Source organism: Streptomyces sp. NPDC086835 (assembly GCF_044745705.1).
GTDB lineage: Bacteria > Actinomycetota > Actinomycetes > Streptomycetales > Streptomycetaceae > Streptomyces.
This window is the reverse complement of sequence record NZ_JBIVAU010000001.1, coordinates 1,028,236-1,045,771: the sequence shown is the minus strand read 5'-3', so window position 1 is coordinate 1,045,771 and position 17,536 is coordinate 1,028,236. Positions and strand designations below refer to the sequence as shown.

Genomic DNA, 17,536 nt, shown 5'->3' with positions numbered 1-17,536 from the left:
GCCCGCGCCGGCGGGGCCGTCCTCATCGTGGGACGTGCCCCGCGGGCGCGGGCGGATGCGTTATCGTCGGCGTCATGTTCGCGCAGCAGATCCAGAACTGGTGGTGGACCGCACTCCGGCGGCCCACTGCTTCCTGATCGCGCGCAGCACCGATCGCGAAGGCCGCCCGAGGGGCGGCCTTCACTGTTTTCCCGACAGCGGCCGTTCCTCCCCTCTTGGAAGGAACACCCCGCATGCTCATCGGACGACTGCTCGACGACGACTGCCCCCCGTTCGCCCTGCTGCACCGCCGTACGCCCGGCCGCGACCACGGCACCGTCGAGGTGCTGATCGGTGACGTCCACGAGGCCGCCCGCCTGGCCGACATCCCGGTGGGCGGGCATCCCTCCCTGGCGCTCGTGCCCTTCCGCCAGATCGCGGAACGCGGCTTCGACGTGACCGACGACGGCACGCCCCTCGCGGTGCTGGTCGCCCGCGAGAGCCATGAACTCGCCCTCGATCAGGTCCTGGAGGAGCTCCCCCGGCACGAGGTACGGGTCGAGGGGGGCGCGTTCGACGTCGGCGACGAGGAGTACGCGGACATCGTGCGGCGGGTCCTCGAGGACGAGATCGGGCAGGGCGAGGGCGCCAACTTCGTGATCCGGCGCACCTTCACCGGGCGGATCGACGGCTTCGGCCGGGCCGACGCGCTGGCCCTGTTCCGGCGCCTGCTGACCGGCGAACGCGGCGCGTACTGGACCTTCGTGGTCCACACGGGCGACCGCACGCTGGTCGGGGCGAGCCCGGAGGTGCATGTGCGGATGACCGGCGGCACGGTGGTGATGAACCCGATCAGCGGGACCTTCCAGTATCCGCCCGGGGGGCCGACCGCCGAGGCGCTGCTCGCCTTCCTGGACGACCGCAAGGAGCGCGAGGAGCTCTCCATGGTGGTCGACGAGGAGCTGAAGATGATGTGCACGGTCGGCGACATGGGCGGGGTCGTGGTGGGGCCCCGGCTGAAGGAGATGGCTCATCTCGCCCACACCGAGTACGAGTTGCGGGGACGCTCGTCCCTCGACGTGCGCGAGGTGCTGAAGGAGACGATGTTCGCCGCCACGGTCACGGGCTCGCCCCTGCAGAACGCCTGCCGGGTCATCTCGCGCCACGAGGTGGGCGGCCGCGGCTACTACGCGGGCGCGCTGGCACTGATCGGCCAGGACGCGTCCGGCGCGCAGACGCTCGACTCGCCCATCCTGATCCGCACCGCCGACATCGACGCCACGGGCACGCTGCGGGTGCCGGTCGGGGCGACGCTGGTGCGGCACTCCGACCCGGCCGGCGAGGTCGCGGAGACACACGCCAAGGCTGCGGGCGTGCTCGCCGCGCTGGGAGTGCGGCCGGGACGGTCCGACGCCGGGGGCCCGGCGCCGCGCCTGGCGGACGATCCACGGGTGCGGGCGGCCCTGGACTCCCGCCGGGCCGACCTCGCCCCGTTCTGGCTGCGGATGCAGGAGCAGGCCGCGAGACTCTCCGGGCACGCCCTGGTCGTCGACGGGGAGGACACCTTCACCGCCATGCTGGCGCATCTGCTGCGCTCGACCGGACTGGAGGTGACCGTGGTGCGGTACGACGCGCCGGGGCTGCGGGAGCGGGCCCTCGCCCACCCGGGGCCCGTGGTGCTGGGGCCGGGCCCCGGCGATCCGGCGGACGCGTCCGATCCGAAGATGCGCTTCCTGCGGGCCCTCGCGGCCGACCTGCTGAAGGGGCACCGCCACGGTCTGCTGGGCGTGTGCCTCGGCCACGAGGTGCTGGCCGCGGAGCTGGGGCTGGAGATCGTCCGCAAGGACGAGCCGTACCAGGGGGCGCAGGAGCGGATCGACTTCTTCGGCCGCCCGGAGACGGTCGGCTTCTACAACAGCTTCACCGCGCGCTGCGACGAGGTCACCGCGGCCGAGCTCGCGATGCACCGGATCGAGCTGAGCCGGGACGAGGTGACCGGGGAAGTGCACGCGCTGCGTGGCAACGGCTTCGCGTCCGTGCAGTTCCATCCGGAGTCCGTGCTGACCATGAACGGCGCGGCGCTGACGGCGTCGCTGCTGGCGGGTGTGCTGGTCGGCTGAGGGACAGGGCGAATCAAGCGGCGGGCGCGGCGGGGACGAGCACGTTCTCGCTGCGCCGGCCCTCGAGGTGGTCCTTGATGTTCCGGGCGGTGGTGTCCACGATCTGGGCGACCGCGTCCGCGGTGTAGTACGCCTGGTGGGAGGTGACCAGGACGTTGGGGAACGTCATCAGCCGGGCGAGGGTGTCGTCGTCGACCGCCTCCATGGACCTGTCGAGGAAGAACAGCCCGGCCTCCGCCTCGTACACGTCGAGACCCACCCCCGAGAAGCGGCCCTTGCGCAGTTCGCCGACGAGGGCCTCGCTGTCGATCAAGCCGCCGCGGCTGGAGTTCACCAGGATCGCGTCGTCCTTCATGGCGCGCAGCTCCTGGGCGCCGATCAGATGCCGGGTGGCGGGCAGCAGCGGTACGTGGAGGGTGACCAGGTCCGCGGCGGCGAGCAGTTCGTCCTTGTCCACGTACGTCATGCCGAGCTCGACGCAGGCGGGGTTGGGGGCGACGTCCAGGCCGAGCAGCCGCATGCCGAAGCCGTGGGCGATCCGGGTGAACGCTTCTCCGATCTTGCCGGTGCCGATCACGCCGGCGGTGCGGCCGCGCATGTCCCGGCCCATCAGGCCGTCGAGCCGGAAGTCGAAGTCGCGGGTGCGGTTGGCGGCGCGGACGATACGCCGGTTGACGGCCATGGCCAGCGTCCAGGCGAACTCGGCGACGGAGTACGGCGAGTAGTACGACACCCTGGCGACGGTGAGCCCGAGCTGCCCGGCCACATCGAGGTCGATGTTGTTGAAGCCGGTGGACCGCTGGGCGATCATCCTCGTGCCGCCGGCGGCGAGGGTCCGCAGCACCTCGGCGTCCAACTGGGCGTTGACGCTGGTGGAGATCACCTCGTGGCCGGCGGCGATGGCGGCGGTGTCCGCGTCGAGGAACATGTCCAGGCACCGGACGCCCTCGTGAAGATCCGCGAAGGCCTTCTCGATGAGCGGCCTTTCGTCGGCCTGGACACCGTAGGCGAGGATTTCCACGTTCTCTCCCGGTTCACGAGCGGTGGGCCGGATACCCGCGAATATCCGGATATCGCGAATATACGGCCCACGGCCGCGTCAACCGAAGAAGACGCCGACCTCCTCGTAGAGCTTCGGGTCGACCGTCTTGAGCTTGGCGGTCGCCTCCGCGATCGGCACCCGCACGATGTCGGTGCCCTGGAGGGCGACCATCTTGCCGAAGTCCCCGTCGCGCACCGCGTCGATGGCGTGCAGCCCGAAGCGGGTGGCGAGCCAGCGGTCGAAGGCGCTCGGGGTGCCTCCGCGCTGCACGTGGCCGAGGACCGTGGTGCGGGCCTCCTTGCCCGTACGGCTCTCGATCTCCTTGGCCAGCCACTCGCCGACGCCGGAGAGGCGGACATGGCCGAACGAGTCGAGCGTGCCGTCCTTGAGGACCGCCTCGCCGTCCTTGGGCATCGCGCCCTCGGCGATCACCACGATCGGCGCGTAACTCGCCTTGAAACGGGAGGTGACCCAGGCGCAGACCTGGTCGACGTCGAAACGCTGCTCGGGGATGAGGATGACGTTGGCGCCGCCCGCCAGACCGGAGTGGAGGGCGATCCAGCCCGCGTGACGCCCCATCACCTCGACGACGAGGACGCGCATATGGGATTCGGCGGTGGTGTGCAGCCGGTCGATCGCCTCGGTGGCGATGCCGACCGCCGTGTCGAAGCCGAAGGTGTAGTCGGTGGCGGACAGGTCGTTGTCGATGGTCTTGGGTACGCCGACACAGCTGATGCCGTACTCGTCGCAGAGCCGCGCCGCGACGCCGAGGGTGTCCTCGCCGCCGATGGTGACGAGGGCGTCGACCTCGTGCTTGGCGAGGTTCTCCTTGATCCGGCGGATGCCGTTCGCTTCCTTCAGCGGATTGGTACGGGAAGAGCCGAGGATCGTGCCACCGCGGGGGAGAATTCCGCGGACGGCCGGGATGTCGAGCGGGACGGTGTCGCCTTCCAGCGGTCCGCGCCAGCCGTCGCGGTAGCCGACGAACTCGTAGCCGTACTCCTGCACACCCTTGCGGACGAGGCCGCGGATGACCGCGTTGAGGCCGGGGCAGTCGCCGCCCCCGGTCAGTACTCCGACGCGCATGGAAACTTCCCTTCGCCTGATGAGCCCTGTGACCGTCACGCTAATGGTGACGCAGGTCACTCAGGGATGGGGCGAATGGTCGATTCCTGTGCGTGGCGCGGTCGTCGGCCGTCCGCCATTCACTCGTACGGGTACAGCTCGAACCGGCCTGCCGTGCGGTCAGACGTCGTCCAGGCCGCGCTCGATCGCGTACCGCACCAGCTCGACGCGGTTGTGCAACTGAAGCTTGCCCAGGGTGTTCTGCACATGGTTCTGGACGGTGCGGTGGGAGATGACCAACCGCTCCGCGATCTGCTTGTACGACAACCCCTTGGCGACCAGCCGCAGCACCTCGGTCTCCCGGTCCGTCAGCTGGGGGGCCTTCGGCTCGTCCGCACCGGCCGGCGGACCGGGCTCAGAGGCGAGTCGGCGGTACTCGCCGAGCACCAGGCCCGCGAGGCCCGGTGTGAAGACGGGATCGCCCGCAGCCGTGCGGCGCACCGCGTCCGTCAGCTCCTCCGTGCTGGCCGACTTCAGCAGATAGCCGGTGGCGCCCGACTTCACCGCCTCCAGGACGTCCGCGTGCTCGCCACTTGCGGACAGCACCAGGACACGCAGTCCGGGCAGCGTCCCGACCAGTTCCTTGCACACCTGCACGCCCGGCATCTCGGGCAGATTGAGGTCGAGCACAAGAACGTCGGGCGCGGCGGCCTTGGCCCGGCGCACGGCCTGCGCACCGTCGCCCGCCGTGGCGACCACGTCGAACCCGGCCTCCGTGAGGTCGCGTGCCACCGCGTCCCGCCACATCGGGTGGTCGTCGACCACCATCACCTTGAGCGTCCGCTGATCCGTCATTTCGCTGCCTTCCCCCGTGGGATCCTGAGCTCTACTTCCGTGCCCTGGCCGGGGACCGACAGCAGCTCGGCCGTACCGCCGAGATCCCGCAGCCGCCCACGGATGGACTGGGCGACTCCGAGCCGGCCCTCCCCCTCCGCCTGCGCGAGCCGGCCGTCCGCGATACCCGGGCCGTCGTCCCTGACCGTCACGATCACCTCGTCGGGCCAGTCCTCGACCAGGATCCATGCCTGGGCGTCCGGGCCCGCGTGCCTGTTCACATTGTCCAGTGCGGCCCCGACCGCCGCCGCCAGCTCGCGGGCCGCCGGAGCGTCCACGAGGACGGGTGCGCCCGGCTCCGACAGCGTCACCTTCGCCCCGGCGTGCGGGGCGAGCAGCGTCCGCAGGTCGCACGGCCGCGCGGGCCCGTCGTCGTCCGCTACGTCCACGATCCGTACGACCGCGCCCTCGGACTCGTCCTCCGACACCCGGGACGCCGGGACCAGACCACCGGCGACCAGGCTGCGCAGCGCGACCTCCTGCTCGCCCGCCATCCTGCCCAGCTCCGCCGCCTCGCCGCCCAGAGCCGTGCCCCGCCGCTGCACCATCGCCAGGACCTGGAGAACGCTGTCGTGGATGTCACGCGCCAGGCGCTCCCGCTCACGGGTCGCCGCCTCGATCTCCAGCGCACGGGCGAGGGTGCGCTCAGAGGCGCGGGCCACCTCGACGACATAGCCGATCGCTATGGAGGCCACCCACACCAGCAGGACGTTGTGGAAGGTGTCCCGGCTGGGCTCGCCCCGCTCGATGATGTTGGCGACGGCGACGAACGACGAGGCGAAACCGGCCCAGCGCCAGCCGCCCTTGATGGCGAAGGCGAGGACGGAGCCCGCCGTCCAGATCGAGGGCAGGGTGGGGCCGTCGTGGGTCTGGGCGTGCGCGTCGGCGAGCGGGGTGAGCAGTATGCCGGTGAGGGCGATGGTCAGGTCGGCGGCCAGGAACCCCCTGGTGCAGCGCGCCGCGTTCGCGACCTTGGGGAGGGTGGCCAGGGTCCAGACGGCCAGCACCGCGAGGAAGCCGGCCGCCACCAGCGGGCGTTCGAAGTTCTGCCGGGTGAAGACGAAGAGCAGCACCGCGTAGCCCATGGTCAGCACGCGGTAGGCGGTCAGCGCACGCCACAGCGGCAGCTCGACCGACATCCGCACGACACGCTCGCGCTTGGCCATCTCCCCCACCCCGTAGCAGTGCCGCGCCGCTCAGGCGGCGGGCCGCTGCGCCTTCTTGGCCTTCTCGGCCTTCTCCGCCTCGGCCCGGGCCGCCTTCTGAGCCTTCTCCGCGTCGGCGATCTGACGCTTCGCGGCCGTCGCGTAGATGTCGACGTACTCCTGGCCGGACAGCTTCATGATCTCGTACATGACCTCGTCGGTCAGAGAACGCAGGATGAAGCGGTCGCCCTCCATGCCGTGGTAGCGGCTGAAGTCCAGCGGCTTGCCGATCCGGATACCCGGGCGCATCAGCTTCGGGACGACCTTGCCGGGCGGCTGGATCTTTTCGGTGTCGATCATCGCGACGGGGATCACCGGCGCGCCGGTGGCCAGCGCCACACGGGCGAGGCCGCCCGGCTTGCCGCGGTAGAGGCGGCCGTCCGGGGAGCGGGTGCCCTCCGGGTAGATGCCGAACAGGCCACCGGACTCGATCACGTCGATCCCGGCCTTGATCGCCGCCTCGCCGGCGCCACGGGCACCCGAACGGTCCACCGGCAGCTGGCCGACGCCCTTGAAGAACGCGGCCGTCAGTCTGCCCTTCACGCCCGGCGAGGTGAAGTACTCCGCCTTGGCGATGAAGGTGACCTTGCGGTCGAGCACAGCGGGGAGGAAGAACGAGTCGGAGAACGACAGATGGTTGCTGGCGAGGATCGCGGGGCCCTCGGCCGGAACGTTCTCCAGACCCTCCACCCAGGGCCTGAAGGCAAGCTTCAGCGAACCCCCGATGGAGAACTTCATGGCGCCGTAGATCAACTCGAATGCCTCCTGTTGCTTTCGAACAGACCTTAACCCGTGGCCGGCCCCCGTCCGCCGCGCCGGGTCCGTCGCCGCCGTGCTCGCGTGACGGAACGGCCCTGGTCGGTGTCGGTCCGGTCGCGTACCGTGAAGGACACCCTCGACCCTCCCGTACGCCCGCGTACCTCACGAACAGGAGACCCCGGTGCCGGTCCTTCCTGGAGCCGAGCCCTACCGCCACGACGGCGGCGAGGTCGGCGTCCTTCTCTGTCACGGATTCACCGGCTCCCCGCAATCGCTGCGGCCCTGGGCCGAGTATCTGGCGGAGCGGGGCCTCACGGTGTCCCTGCCGCTGCTGCCCGGTCACGGCACTCGCTGGCAGGACATGCAGGTCACCGGCTGGCAGGACTGGTACGCGGAGGTGGACAGGGAACTGCGCTCGCTGCTCGAGCGCTGCCGGCACGTGTTCGTCTTCGGCCTCTCCATGGGCGGCGCCCTGACGCTGCGGCTCGCCGCCAAGCACGGTGACGCGGTGCGGGGCGTCGTCGTCGTCAACCCGGCGAACAAGGTCCACGGCGCGATGGCGTCGCTGCTGCCCGTGGTGCGTCACCTGGTTCCGTCCACGAAGGGCCTGACCAGCGACATCGCCAAGCAGGGCGTGGAGGAGCTGGGGTACGACCGGGTGCCGCTGCACGCCGCGCATTCGGTGCGGCAGTTCTTCCGTATGGTCGACGGGGAGCTTCCGCAGGTCACGCAGCCGATGCTGCTGCTGCACAGCCCGGAGGACCATGTGGTGCCGGCCGCCGACTCGGCCCGGATCCTCAGCCGTGTCTCCTCCACGGACGTCACCGAGATCCTGCTGGAACAGAGCTACCACGTCGCGACGTTGGACCACGATGCGGAGCGGATCTTCGAGGAGAGTTACGCGTTCATCGGCCGGCTCGCTCCGAGCGCGGGGACCACGGAGTCTTCCGCGCCGGAAGCCTTGGGAGGGAGCACAACCGGTGGCTGACCAGCACGACGCGGACCGTGAGCCGCAGCCGATCGACGAGGACGCGGCCTGGGCGGCCATCGTCGCCGGATACGGCGAGGAGCCTGCCGACCCGCCGGGCGCGAAGCCGTTCAAGTCGGTGGAGGACCTGGCGCTCCTGGAGAGCGACATGAACGACACACCGGATCCCGGGCCCGGGCCCGCGGGTCGCCGGCCCGACGACGACAAGCCGGCACTGGGCAGCTCGGTCACCTTCGCACCGGGCGTCGGTGGGCCGCGCGACTACCAGGTCGCGGAGCCGTCCGACGGCGACTTCGACGACAGCGACGAGGGCCACTTCGTCCCGCCCGAGCCCCCGCCGCTGCCGGAGGCCGACGTGACGTCGAAGTTCGCGTGGCTGGCGGTGATCGGCGGCCCGGTGCTGATGCTGATCGCGGTGGTCCTGCGGTGGGACATGACGTGGTGGCTGACGACGCTGTGCGTGGGCGGCTTCCTGGGCGGTTTCGCGACGCTGGTCGCGCGGATGTCGCACGGCGACGACGACGAGAACGACGATCCGGGGCGGGGCGCGGTGGTCTGACGGCGTCGGCCGCGAGGCCGCGGCGCGGGGCTTGTTCCCCTACCCGCCCCTTCCCGAAACCGGGGCAGGCCCCGGACCCGTACCGCGCTCCGCGCGGTGCCCTCAAACGCCGGGCGGGCTGACTTCGTCAGCCCGTCGCGGGGACGCGGAGGGCCGCCAGGACCGGGAGGTGGTCGGACGCCGCCCGCAGATCCGCGGCGGAAAGACCCGGCACCCCGCACCCCAGCACCTCCACCCCCTCCGTCGCGAAGACCGCGTCGATCCGCTGGTGCGGCCCGGCCGCCGTGGACGTGAACTCACCGCCCCAGGGGGCCACCGCCCAGCAGTCCTGGAGCTCCCCCGCGAGGCGGCGGAAGGCCCGGCCGCCGGGCCGTTCGTTGATGTCGCCCGCGACGATCGCGTGCGGCACGTCCATCGCCTTCAGCCGCTCCAGCAGCAGCTCCGCCTGGGCGAGGCGCTCGTCGGCCGCGAGGCTCAGATGGCAGCTGATCAGTCCCACCCGCGCGCCCGCGAAGCGGACGACGGCCGTGGCGAAGCCCCGCCGGTGCAGACCGGGGGTGCGCGGCAGCAGGACGTCCTCGGTGCGTTCCACCGTGGCCCGCAGCGAGCACAGCAGCATCGGGCCCGCCGCCGTCGCTCCGCCGGACAGCATCACCAGGTCGGTCTTCGCGGCGAGCCGCGCCGCGTGCTTGCGCCAGCGGAAGAAGCGCGGCGCTTCCTGGACGAACACCAGGTCGGGTGCGCAGGCCCGGATCACCCGGGCCAGCGCCTCCTCGTCGTCGCGCATGGAGCGGATGTTGTAGCCGAGGACCCGTACCACGGCCGAACCGTCCGGCTCGGTGCGGGACTTGGGCAGTGCGGTGATCGCCATGGGAGCAACATACGACGGTGCCCGCCGCGCTTCCCGAAGGACGCGGCCCACAAGGCCGCGCGCTTCGGCGGGCGCGGCGGGCACCTGCCGGAGACGGATTCCGCGGTCAGCCCTGGCGTGCCAGGTCCGCCGCGCCCACCAGCCCCGCCTTGCCGCCCAGCTGCGCGGCGAGCACCTGGGCGTGCGGGCGCCACTGGCCGCCGATCAGCCAGCGGCGGAAGGACTTGCGGATGGGGTCGAGGACGAGGTCGCCCTCGTCGGAGACACCGCCGCCGACGATGAACGCCGACGGGTCGAAGAGGGAGGCCAGGTCCGCGAGACCGGCTCCCGCCCAGCGCGCCAGCTCACGGAAGGAGTCGACGGCGACGGGGCAGCCCTGCCGTGCGGCCTGGCTGATGTGCTTGCCCTGGATGCCGTCGACGGTGCCGTCGCCGAGGCCGAGCAGGATCGTCGCGTTCTCCGGTGTGGCGTTGGCGCGCTGCTTGGCGTAGCGGACGAGGGCACGGCCGGAGGCGTACTGCTCCCAGCAGCCCTGGCTGCCGCAGCCGCAGAGGAGGCCGTCGGGCACGACCCGGATGTGACCGAACTCGGCGGCGACGCCGAACCGTCCGCGGCGCAGCTTGTTGCCGATGATGATGCCGCCGCCGAGGCCGGTGCCGAGCGTGATGCAGATGACGTCCTCGTGGCCCTGCCCGGCGCCGAAGCGGTATTCGCCCCACGCGGCGGCGTTGGCGTCGTTCTCGACCACGACGGGCAGGCCGACACGCTGTTCGACCTTGTCCTTGAGCGGCTCGTGGCGCCAGTCGATGTTCGGCGCGAAGAGGACCGTGGCGCGCTTGTCGTCGACGTAACCGGCGGCTCCGATACCGACGGCCTCGATCTCGTGGCCCTGGCCGGCTCCTGCGACGGCAGCACAGATCGCGTCGACGATGCCTTCGGGAGTCGACGGGGTGGGCACGGTGTGCGTCTCGAGAATGGTGCCCTCTTCGTCGACCACGCCCGCCGCGATCTTCGTGCCGCCGATGTCGACGCCGATGGTGAGTCCCATGTGTCCCTCAGTATTCGGTCGAGCCCCGCTAAGGCCAACCGTACCCGAGGGCGGGCATGCCCTGGTCAGTCCAGGTCGATGTGCTCGCTGCCGCCGGGGCCTTCGTCGCGCGGGTCATCGGTGTTCTTGGCGTCCTGCGAGCCCGCGGGGCGCTGCGTCCAGCGGCGTTCCTGGCCCTCGACGGCGGACCGGTAGGCGGCGAGCAGTTCGCCGCCGGCGGCCGCGAGGTGGTCGAAGACCTGCGGGTTCCGTTCGATGACCGGCTCGACGGCGGCCTTCGCCTGGGTCACGAACTGCTGGACGGCGCTCTGCGCGGCCATGCCGGGCAGGGACGACTGGAAGGAGCTGACCTTCTCCGCCACGACGTCGAAGAGCTTGCGCAGTTCTTCCGCCGCGGAACCGTGCGGCTGCCCGTACTCCGCCCGGCGCCGGGCCCGCTCCTGCTCGAGGTCCTCCTCGCAGGCGGCGGCCCAGGCGTCGGCGTCGGGGCGCTCGGTCGCTTCGCTCATGACGTACTCCTGAGGGCCGTTTCGAGGGGTTGTGTGCTCTCGACGGTACCCGAACGGTGTACGGCGTTCAGCGTGTCCGCGGCCACAGTCCCGGGTCCGGCGTGAAGCGGACCTTGAGCGTGCCGTCCGCGAGACCCGCGCCGGCGACGGTGCAGCGGCGCAGCGCCGAGGGCAGCGGGAGGATCCTGCGGAACGGCCCCGCCTCGATCAGGAGTTCATCCCCACGGCGGACGAGGGAGAGCTGGTCCTTGACGATGCCGGGCAGCTCCAGTTCCCACACGTAGAGGGCGTCCTGGGCGCCGGGGCCGGTCGCGGACGGCTCGGGCCGGTCGATCCGGCCGACGTCCCCCCGGGGGCCTTCCCGGTCCGGGTCGCCTTCGACGGCGAGTCCGTCGCCCCGGTGTCCGTCCCCGCCGGCGGCGGTGCGGACGGCGCGGGTGTCGAGCAGGGCGAGGTCCTCGAGGCCCTGCGGGTCCCGGCCGAGGTGGGGGACCTCGCATATGGAGGCGCTGGGCAGCCAGGCGCCGTACCACTCGTGCAGGCATTTCTCCTGCTGGGCGACGAGAGGGGCGAGCCAGGGGTCCGCCGATTCCCTCGGCAGGTTCCGGTTCGGTACGAGGGTGTCCACGGGGAGCCCGTGGAGGGCGAGTCCGGCACGGGCCTCGAGGAGGGCCGCGGCGGCCCGGGGGCCCGGCTCCGCGACGACCCGAAGGGTGGTGTTCACGGACTCGATCAGTGCCTGCACACCCGCCAGTTCGGTGTCCCAGCGTTCGGCGGTCCCGTACAGCCACTGGGCGGGCATCGGCACGCCCGCGAGCTGGGCGAGCACGGGGCGCAGCGCCCGGGCGGCCTGCCGCTCCTGCGGGAGGAGGCGGCGCAGATAGCGGCGCAGTTCCTCCGGCAGCGCGAGCAGCGCGATCGTCTCGTGCAGCGGCGGCATGTCGATGACGACGACGTCCCAGCCGCCGCGCGAGGCGACGGTGAGCGCGCGCAGCAGGGCGAACTGCTCGCTGCCGGGCAGCCGGGTCAGTTCCTCGTCCTCGAGCCTGGCCGCGCCCAGCAGGTCCAGTGCAGCGGAGGCACGCTCCTGGAGGTCGAGGAACTCGGCGCGGAAGTCGGACGCGGCGTCGATGCGGGCGGCCCACAGGCCGTCGCGGACGCGGGCCGGCTCCTCGGGGCGGGCGGTGACCGGTGCGCCGAGCACGTCGCCCGGGCCGGCGGAAAGGAACAGCGCTCGCCTGCCGCGTGCGGCCTCGGCGAGCGCCGTGGCGGCGGCGACGGTGGTGCGGCCCGCGCCGCCGAGGCCGGTGACGAGGACCTTGCGCATCAGGCGCCGGCGCCACTCTCGACGCGCTTCTTCAGACCGGCGAGGGCGCGGTCGATGATGACCTTCTCCGCCTTGCGCTTGATCATGCCGAGCATGGGGATCTTGACGTCGACGGTGAGCTGGTACGTGACCTCGGTACGATCGCCGCCACCGACCGGCGAGAGCCGGTAGGAGCCGTCGATCGCGCGCAGCATCTGGGACTTCACCAGCGTCCAGCTGACCTCGTTGGTCCCGTGCCAGGTGTAGGCGAGGGTGTGGTCGTCCTTGATCGCGCCGGCGTCCAGCACCAGGCGGACCTGCTCGGCGCGTCCTTCGGCGTCGGTGGCGAGCACCTCCGCTTCCTTCACCTCGCCGGTCCACTCCGGATAGCGGGTGAAGTCGGAGATGACGCCCATGACCTCGGCCGGTGCCGCATCGATCGTGATGCTCGAGCTGGTGTGTTCCGCCATCTCTGCGGCTCCTCACAGTGCGGTACGGACCGGGCAGGTGTGTGGGGTGCAGGCTATCGCGACCGCACGGCCGTCCGGTGCGTGCCCCGGGTCACCAGGACAGGGACCAGGGACGGCCGCCGGCCGCGAAGTGCCCGACGTTGACGCACTCGGTCGCGCCCACCCGCATCCGGCGGACGAGCGGTTGATGCACATGGCCGAAGAGCGCGTACCGGGGCCGGGTGCGCCGGAGCGCGTCCAGCAGGGCGCGGCTGCCGCGTTCGAAGCGGCGGGCGACGGTGTCGTACGTCAGCTCGGGGACGTCGGGCGGGATGTGCGAGCAGAGCACGTCGACCTCGCCGATCGCCTCCACCTTGGCGGCGTACTCCTCGTCGGAGATCTCGTACGGCGTGCGCATCGGGGTGCGCAGTCCGCCGCCGACGAAGCCGAAGACCCGGCCGCCGATCTCGACCCGTTCGCCGTCGAGGACGGTGGTGCCGGGGCGGGCGTACTCGTGCCACAGGGCCGGGATGTCGACGTTGCCGTAGGTGGCGTACGTCGGGGTGGGAAAGGCGGCGAACAGCTCGGCGTACTGGCGCCGTACGGCCGCCTCGATGGCGGTCTCCTTGTCGGTGCCGAGCTCCGCCCAGAGCCTGCGTCCGAGCTCCCGGGCCTCCTCGAAGCGCCGCGCGGTGCGCAGTTCCACGAGCAGATCGGCGTTCTCCACGCCGAACAGCTCGGGGAAGATGCCGCGCGAGTGGTCGGCGTAGTCCAGGAAAAGCACCAGGTCACCGAGGCAGATCAGGGCATCGGCGCCGTCGCCCGCAATGGCGAGATCTCTTGCATTGCCGTGCACATCGCTGACCACGTTGACTCGCATGCCTCGCATGGCGATCACCCTAGAACCCGTCGAGAGCACCTGGGTAGAGGGGGCCTACCTGCGGTTACTTGGGTCCCGCACGCAGAGTGGAATACTCTGCGCGAAGTCCAGCCATCGATGTGTGACGCATAGAACATTGGCCGGGAACCCCTATCGGGAACCGCGTACTCGTGGGTAACGTCCGGGCAGTCCAGTCGTGCTCACCCCCACCGAGCACCTGCCCGATCTTGGACCGCAGCCGGTGCATCACACAGAGCCGTGGCGCCGGCGCCCGATGAGGAGCAGCAGTCTTGCGCGAGTTCAGCCTTCCGGCCCTGTACGAGGTCCCCACGGACGGCAACCTGACGGATCTCATCCGCCGCAATGCCGCGCAGCACCCGGATGTGGCGGTGATGGGCCGCAAGGTCGCCGGCAGATGGACGGACGTCACCGCGACGCAGTTCCTCGCCGAGGTGCGGGCCGCCGCCAAAGGCCTGATCGCCGCCGGCATCCGGCCCGGCGACCGGGTCGGTCTGATGTCCCGCACCCGCTACGAGTGGGTCCAGCTGGACTTCGCGATCTGGAGCGCCGGCGCGGTCACCGTGCCGGTCTACGAGACCAGTTCGGCGGAGCAGGTGCAGTGGATCCTCGGTGACTCCGGCGCCGCCGCCGTGATCGTCGAGGGCGACGCGCACGCCGCCGCCGTGGAGTCCGTGCGCGAGTCGCTGCCGGCCCTGCGGAACGTCTGGCAGATCGAGAAGGGCGCGGTCGACGAACTGACCGCCGCCGGCGCGGAGATCTCCGAGGAGACCGTCGACGAGCGCAGCGCCTCCGCCAAGGCCGACGACCCGGCGACCATCGTCTACACCTCCGGCACGACCGGCCGTCCCAAGGGCTGCGTGCTCACCCACCGCGCCTTCTTCGCGGAGTGCGGCAACCTGGTCGAGCGCCTGAAGCCGCTGTTCCGTACGGGCGAGAGCTCCGTGCTGCTGTTCCTCCCCGCCGCGCACGTCTTCGGCCGCATGGTCGAGATCGCGGCCGTGATGGCGCCGATCAGGCTCGGCTGCGTCCCGGACATCAAGAACCTCACCGACGAACTGGCCTCCTTCCGGCCGACGCTGATCCTCGGTGTGCCCCGGGTCTTCGAGAAGGTCTACAACTCCGCGCGGGCCAAGGCCCAGGCGGACGGCAAGGGCAAGATCTTCGACAAGGCCGCGAACACGGCCATCGCCTACAGCCGCGCGCTGGGCGGCCCCGGCGGCGTGCCGGTCGGCCTGAAGCTCAAGCACAAGGTCTTCGACAAGCTCGTCTACAGCAAGCTCCGCGCCGTCCTCGGCGGCCGCGGCGAGTACGCGGTCTCCGGCGGCGCGCCGCTGGGCGAGCGGCTCGGCCACTTCTTCCGCGGCATCGGCTTCACCGTGCTGGAGGGCTACGGCCTCACCGAGTCGTGCGCGGCGACCGCGTTCAACCCGTGGGACCGCCAGAAGATCGGCACGGTCGGCCAGCCGCTGCCCGGCTCCGTGGTGCGGATCGCGGACGACGGCGAGGTGCTGCTGCACGGCGAGCACATCTTCTCCGGCTACTGGAACAACGAGACCGCGACGGCCGACGCACTGGCCGACGGCTGGTTCCACACGGGCGACATCGGCACCCTCGACGAGGACGGCTACCTCGCGATCACGGGCCGCAAGAAGGAGATCCTGGTGACCGCCGGCGGCAAGAACGTCGCCCCCGCGGTGATCGAGGACCGCATCCGCGGGCACGCCCTCGTCGCCGAGTGCATGGTCGTCGGCGACGGCCGCCCGTTCGTCGGCGCGCTCGTCACCATCGACGAGGAGTTCCTCGGCCGCTGGTCCGCGGAACACGGCAAACCGGCCGGCTCCTCGGCGGCTTCCCTGCGCGACGACGCGGACCTGCAGGCGGAGATCCAGAAGGCCGTCGACGACGGCAACGCGGCGGTCTCCAAGGCGGAGTCGGTCCGCAAGTTCCGCATTCTGCCGACGCAGTTCACGGAGGAGGCGGGCCACATCACGCCGTCGCTGAAGCTGAAGCGGAACGTGGTGGTGAAGGACTTCGCGGACGAGATCGAAGCGATCTACCGCGCCTGACCGGACGGGGCTCCGCCCCCGTCCCGGGCTCCGCCCGGACCCGCCACCGCGCTCCGCGCGGTGTTTCGGGGGCTCCGCCCCCGGACCCCCGCGCCTCAATCGCCGGCGGGGCTGGACATGCCCCCCGGCCGGCGTAGGCCGGAACCCGCCGGCAGGGCTGTAGCCGTCGGCGGGCTGGAAATGCCCCGTCGGCGTAGGCCTGAGCCGTCGGCGGGGCCGGAGTTGCCCGGTAGGCCGGCGTTGCCCCATCGGCGTAGGCCTGAGCCGCCGGCGAGGCCATAGTCGCCCAGTGAGGCCGGCGTTGCCCCATCGGCGTAGGCCTGAGCCGTGGGCGAGGCCGGAGTTGCCCGGTAGGCCGGAGTGTCTTCGCCGAGGGGCTGAAGTGCCGCGCAGCGGCATTCTCAGCCCGTCCGGCGATTGAGGACACCGCGCGAAGCGCGGTACGGGGTCCGGGGCTTGCCCCGGTTACGGGAAGTGGGGTCCCCCCACGGCCGCCAGGCCGTAGGGGGAGGGTTAGAGAACCAGCCCGCCGCAGGCGACACGCACCCGCAACCCGCCCCCTCAGAGCAGCGCCTTCAGCCGCTCCGCCAGCAGGTCCCAGCGCCACTTCTCCTCGACCCAGGCCCGCCCCCGCTCCCCCATCCGCTTCCGCAGCTCCGGGTCCTCCAGCAGGTGCACGATGCGCTCCGCCGACTCCTCCGCCGAGCCGCCGCGGACGACCCAGCCCGTCTCGCCGTCGAGCACGGCGTCCGGCGCGCCACCGGAGTCGCCCGCCACGACGGGCAGGCCGGTCGCCGACGCCTCCAGGTAGACGATCCCGAGGCCCTCGACGTCCAGGCCGCCCCTGCGCGTCCGGCAGGGCATGGCGAAGACGTCGCCCGCGCCGTAGTGCGCGGGGAGCTCGGACCACGGCACAGCGCCGGTGAAGCGCACCGACCCCTCGACCCCGGTCTCCGCCGCGAGGCCCCGCAGCTCGTTCTCGTACGGGCCGCCGCCGACGATCAGCAGCACCGCGTCCGGCACCTTCGCGAGGATCGCGGGCATGGCGCGGATCAGCGTGTCCTGACCCTTGCGCGGCACGAGGCGTGAGACGCACACCACCACGGGCCGGTCGCTCAGGCCGAGCCGTCGCCGGACCAGGTCGCCGCCGGAGCCGGGGTGGAAGGTCTTCTCGTCGACTCCCGGCGGCAGCTGCACCATGCGGGCCGCGGCCTCGGGCGTCAGCGCCGCGGCGATGCGTGAGCGGGTGTACTCACCGAGGTACGTGATCGTGTCCGTGCCCTCGCCGATGCGGCGCAGCAGCTGCCGGGACGCGGGCAGTTGCGCCCATCCCGCCTCGTGGCCGTGGGTCGTGGCCACCAGCCGGCGCGCGCCCGCGCGCCGCAGTGCGGGGGCCATCAGTCCGAGCGGGGCGGCCGCGCCGAACCACACGGACTCGCAGCCGTGTTCGCGCAGAAGGCGCACGGCCGTGCGGGTGACCCTCGGGGTCGGCAGGAGCATCGTCGTACGGTCGCGTACGACCGTGAAGGGCTGCTCGGCGTCGAACGCCGCGGTCGCCTCTGCCCCCTCCCGGCCGCGCTTCCATGTGGAGGCGTAGACGACGAGTTGTCCGGGGTCCAGCCGTAGCGCCATGTTGTGCAGGAACGCCTGGATGCCGCCGGGCCTGGGCGGGAAGTCGTTGGTCACGATCAAGGTCTTGTGCATCGCCGCAGACAGTACCGAACGGCCCGGTCGCCCGGTTCGGGTACCGCCACGGCATGATGGCAGTCTCAGCT

Annotated in this window: 17 protein-coding genes; 5 read left to right on the top strand and 12 right to left on the bottom strand. The window is 71.7% G+C overall.

Annotated features, from left to right (window positions below; translation table 11 throughout):
* Positions 1–74 precede the first annotated feature (74 nt).
* On the top strand, positions 75–137 hold the full coding sequence (locus ACIPJI_RS04850) for a trp operon leader peptide (protein ID WP_159695253.1): 63 nt from the start codon (positions 75–77) through the stop codon (positions 135–137).
* A gap of 96 nt (positions 138–233) precedes the next feature.
* Positions 234–2,099, top strand: a complete 1,866-nt coding sequence (locus ACIPJI_RS04845; RefSeq protein WP_402244487.1) for an anthranilate synthase family protein — start codon at positions 234–236, stop codon at positions 2,097–2,099.
* 13 nt (positions 2,100–2,112) lie between these two features.
* On the opposite strand, the gene ACIPJI_RS04840 is transcribed toward ACIPJI_RS04845, so the two are convergent.
* The 5 genes from ACIPJI_RS04840 to ACIPJI_RS04820 form a co-directional block, all read right to left on the bottom strand.
* Positions 2,113–3,120: a 2-hydroxyacid dehydrogenase gene (locus ACIPJI_RS04840; protein ID WP_402244486.1), complete on the bottom strand. Its 1,008-nt coding sequence runs from the start codon at positions 3,118–3,120 to the stop codon at positions 2,113–2,115.
* Between the two features lie 78 nt (positions 3,121–3,198).
* Complete coding sequence (locus tag ACIPJI_RS04835; protein ID WP_307705927.1) at positions 3,199–4,227, bottom strand: 6-phosphofructokinase; 1,029 nt, start codon at positions 4,225–4,227, stop codon at positions 3,199–3,201.
* A gap of 159 nt (positions 4,228–4,386) precedes the next feature.
* Positions 4,387–5,061, bottom strand: a complete 675-nt coding sequence (locus tag ACIPJI_RS04830; RefSeq protein WP_307705928.1) for a response regulator transcription factor — start codon at positions 5,059–5,061, stop codon at positions 4,387–4,389.
* A complete protein-coding gene (macS, locus tag ACIPJI_RS04825) occupies positions 5,058–6,266 on the bottom strand; it encodes a MacS family sensor histidine kinase (protein WP_402244484.1) in 1,209 nt (402 codons plus the stop codon). The genes ACIPJI_RS04830 and macS overlap by 4 nt, the downstream gene beginning before the upstream one ends.
* Positions 6,267–6,296: 30 nt before the next feature.
* Positions 6,297–7,058, bottom strand: a complete 762-nt coding sequence (locus ACIPJI_RS04820; RefSeq protein WP_307705930.1) for a 1-acyl-sn-glycerol-3-phosphate acyltransferase — start codon at positions 7,056–7,058, stop codon at positions 6,297–6,299.
* Between the two features lie 187 nt (positions 7,059–7,245).
* On the opposite strand from ACIPJI_RS04820, the gene ACIPJI_RS04815 reads away from it, so the two are divergent.
* Positions 7,246–8,052, top strand: a complete 807-nt coding sequence (locus tag ACIPJI_RS04815) for a carboxylesterase (RefSeq protein ID WP_307705931.1) — start codon at positions 7,246–7,248, stop codon at positions 8,050–8,052.
* On the top strand, positions 8,045–8,611 hold the full coding sequence (locus ACIPJI_RS04810; RefSeq protein ID WP_307705932.1) for a hypothetical protein: 567 nt from the start codon (positions 8,045–8,047) through the stop codon (positions 8,609–8,611). The genes ACIPJI_RS04815 and ACIPJI_RS04810 overlap by 8 nt, the downstream gene beginning before the upstream one ends.
* Positions 8,612–8,738: 127 nt before the next feature.
* Here the strand turns inward: ACIPJI_RS04810 and ACIPJI_RS04805 are convergent, their stop codons facing one another.
* The 6 genes from ACIPJI_RS04805 to ACIPJI_RS04780 form a co-directional block, all read right to left on the bottom strand.
* Complete coding sequence (locus ACIPJI_RS04805) at positions 8,739–9,482, bottom strand: endonuclease/exonuclease/phosphatase family protein (protein ID WP_402244482.1); 744 nt, start codon at positions 9,480–9,482, stop codon at positions 8,739–8,741.
* Positions 9,483–9,588: 106 nt separating this feature from the next.
* On the bottom strand, positions 9,589–10,530 hold the full coding sequence (locus ACIPJI_RS04800) for an ROK family glucokinase (protein WP_307705934.1): 942 nt from the start codon (positions 10,528–10,530) through the stop codon (positions 9,589–9,591).
* 65 nt (positions 10,531–10,595) lie between these two features.
* Entirely contained in the window at positions 10,596–11,039 is a 444-nt protein-coding gene (locus ACIPJI_RS04795) for a DUF5304 domain-containing protein (protein ID WP_356623177.1), read from the bottom strand.
* 67 nt (positions 11,040–11,106) lie between these two features.
* Complete coding sequence (locus tag ACIPJI_RS04790; RefSeq protein WP_402244480.1) at positions 11,107–12,366, bottom strand: ArsA family ATPase; 1,260 nt, start codon at positions 12,364–12,366, stop codon at positions 11,107–11,109.
* Positions 12,366–12,815: an SRPBCC family protein gene (locus ACIPJI_RS04785; protein ID WP_307705937.1), complete on the bottom strand. Its 450-nt coding sequence runs from the start codon at positions 12,813–12,815 to the stop codon at positions 12,366–12,368. Before ACIPJI_RS04785 ends, ACIPJI_RS04790 begins: the two co-directional genes overlap by 1 nt.
* 91 nt (positions 12,816–12,906) lie before the next feature.
* Entirely contained in the window at positions 12,907–13,674 is a 768-nt protein-coding gene (locus ACIPJI_RS04780) for a metallophosphoesterase (RefSeq protein ID WP_307710331.1), read from the bottom strand.
* Between the two features lie 290 nt (positions 13,675–13,964).
* Between ACIPJI_RS04780 and ACIPJI_RS04775 the strand changes: the two genes are divergently transcribed.
* Complete coding sequence (locus ACIPJI_RS04775; protein ID WP_402244478.1) at positions 13,965–15,761, top strand: AMP-dependent synthetase/ligase; 1,797 nt, start codon at positions 13,965–13,967, stop codon at positions 15,759–15,761.
* A 561-nt stretch (positions 15,762–16,322) separates the two neighbouring features.
* Here ACIPJI_RS04775 and ACIPJI_RS04770 read toward each other — a convergent pair.
* Positions 16,323–17,465, bottom strand: a complete 1,143-nt coding sequence (locus ACIPJI_RS04770; protein WP_307705939.1) for a glycosyltransferase family 4 protein — start codon at positions 17,463–17,465, stop codon at positions 16,323–16,325.
* Positions 17,466–17,536 lie beyond the last annotated feature (71 nt).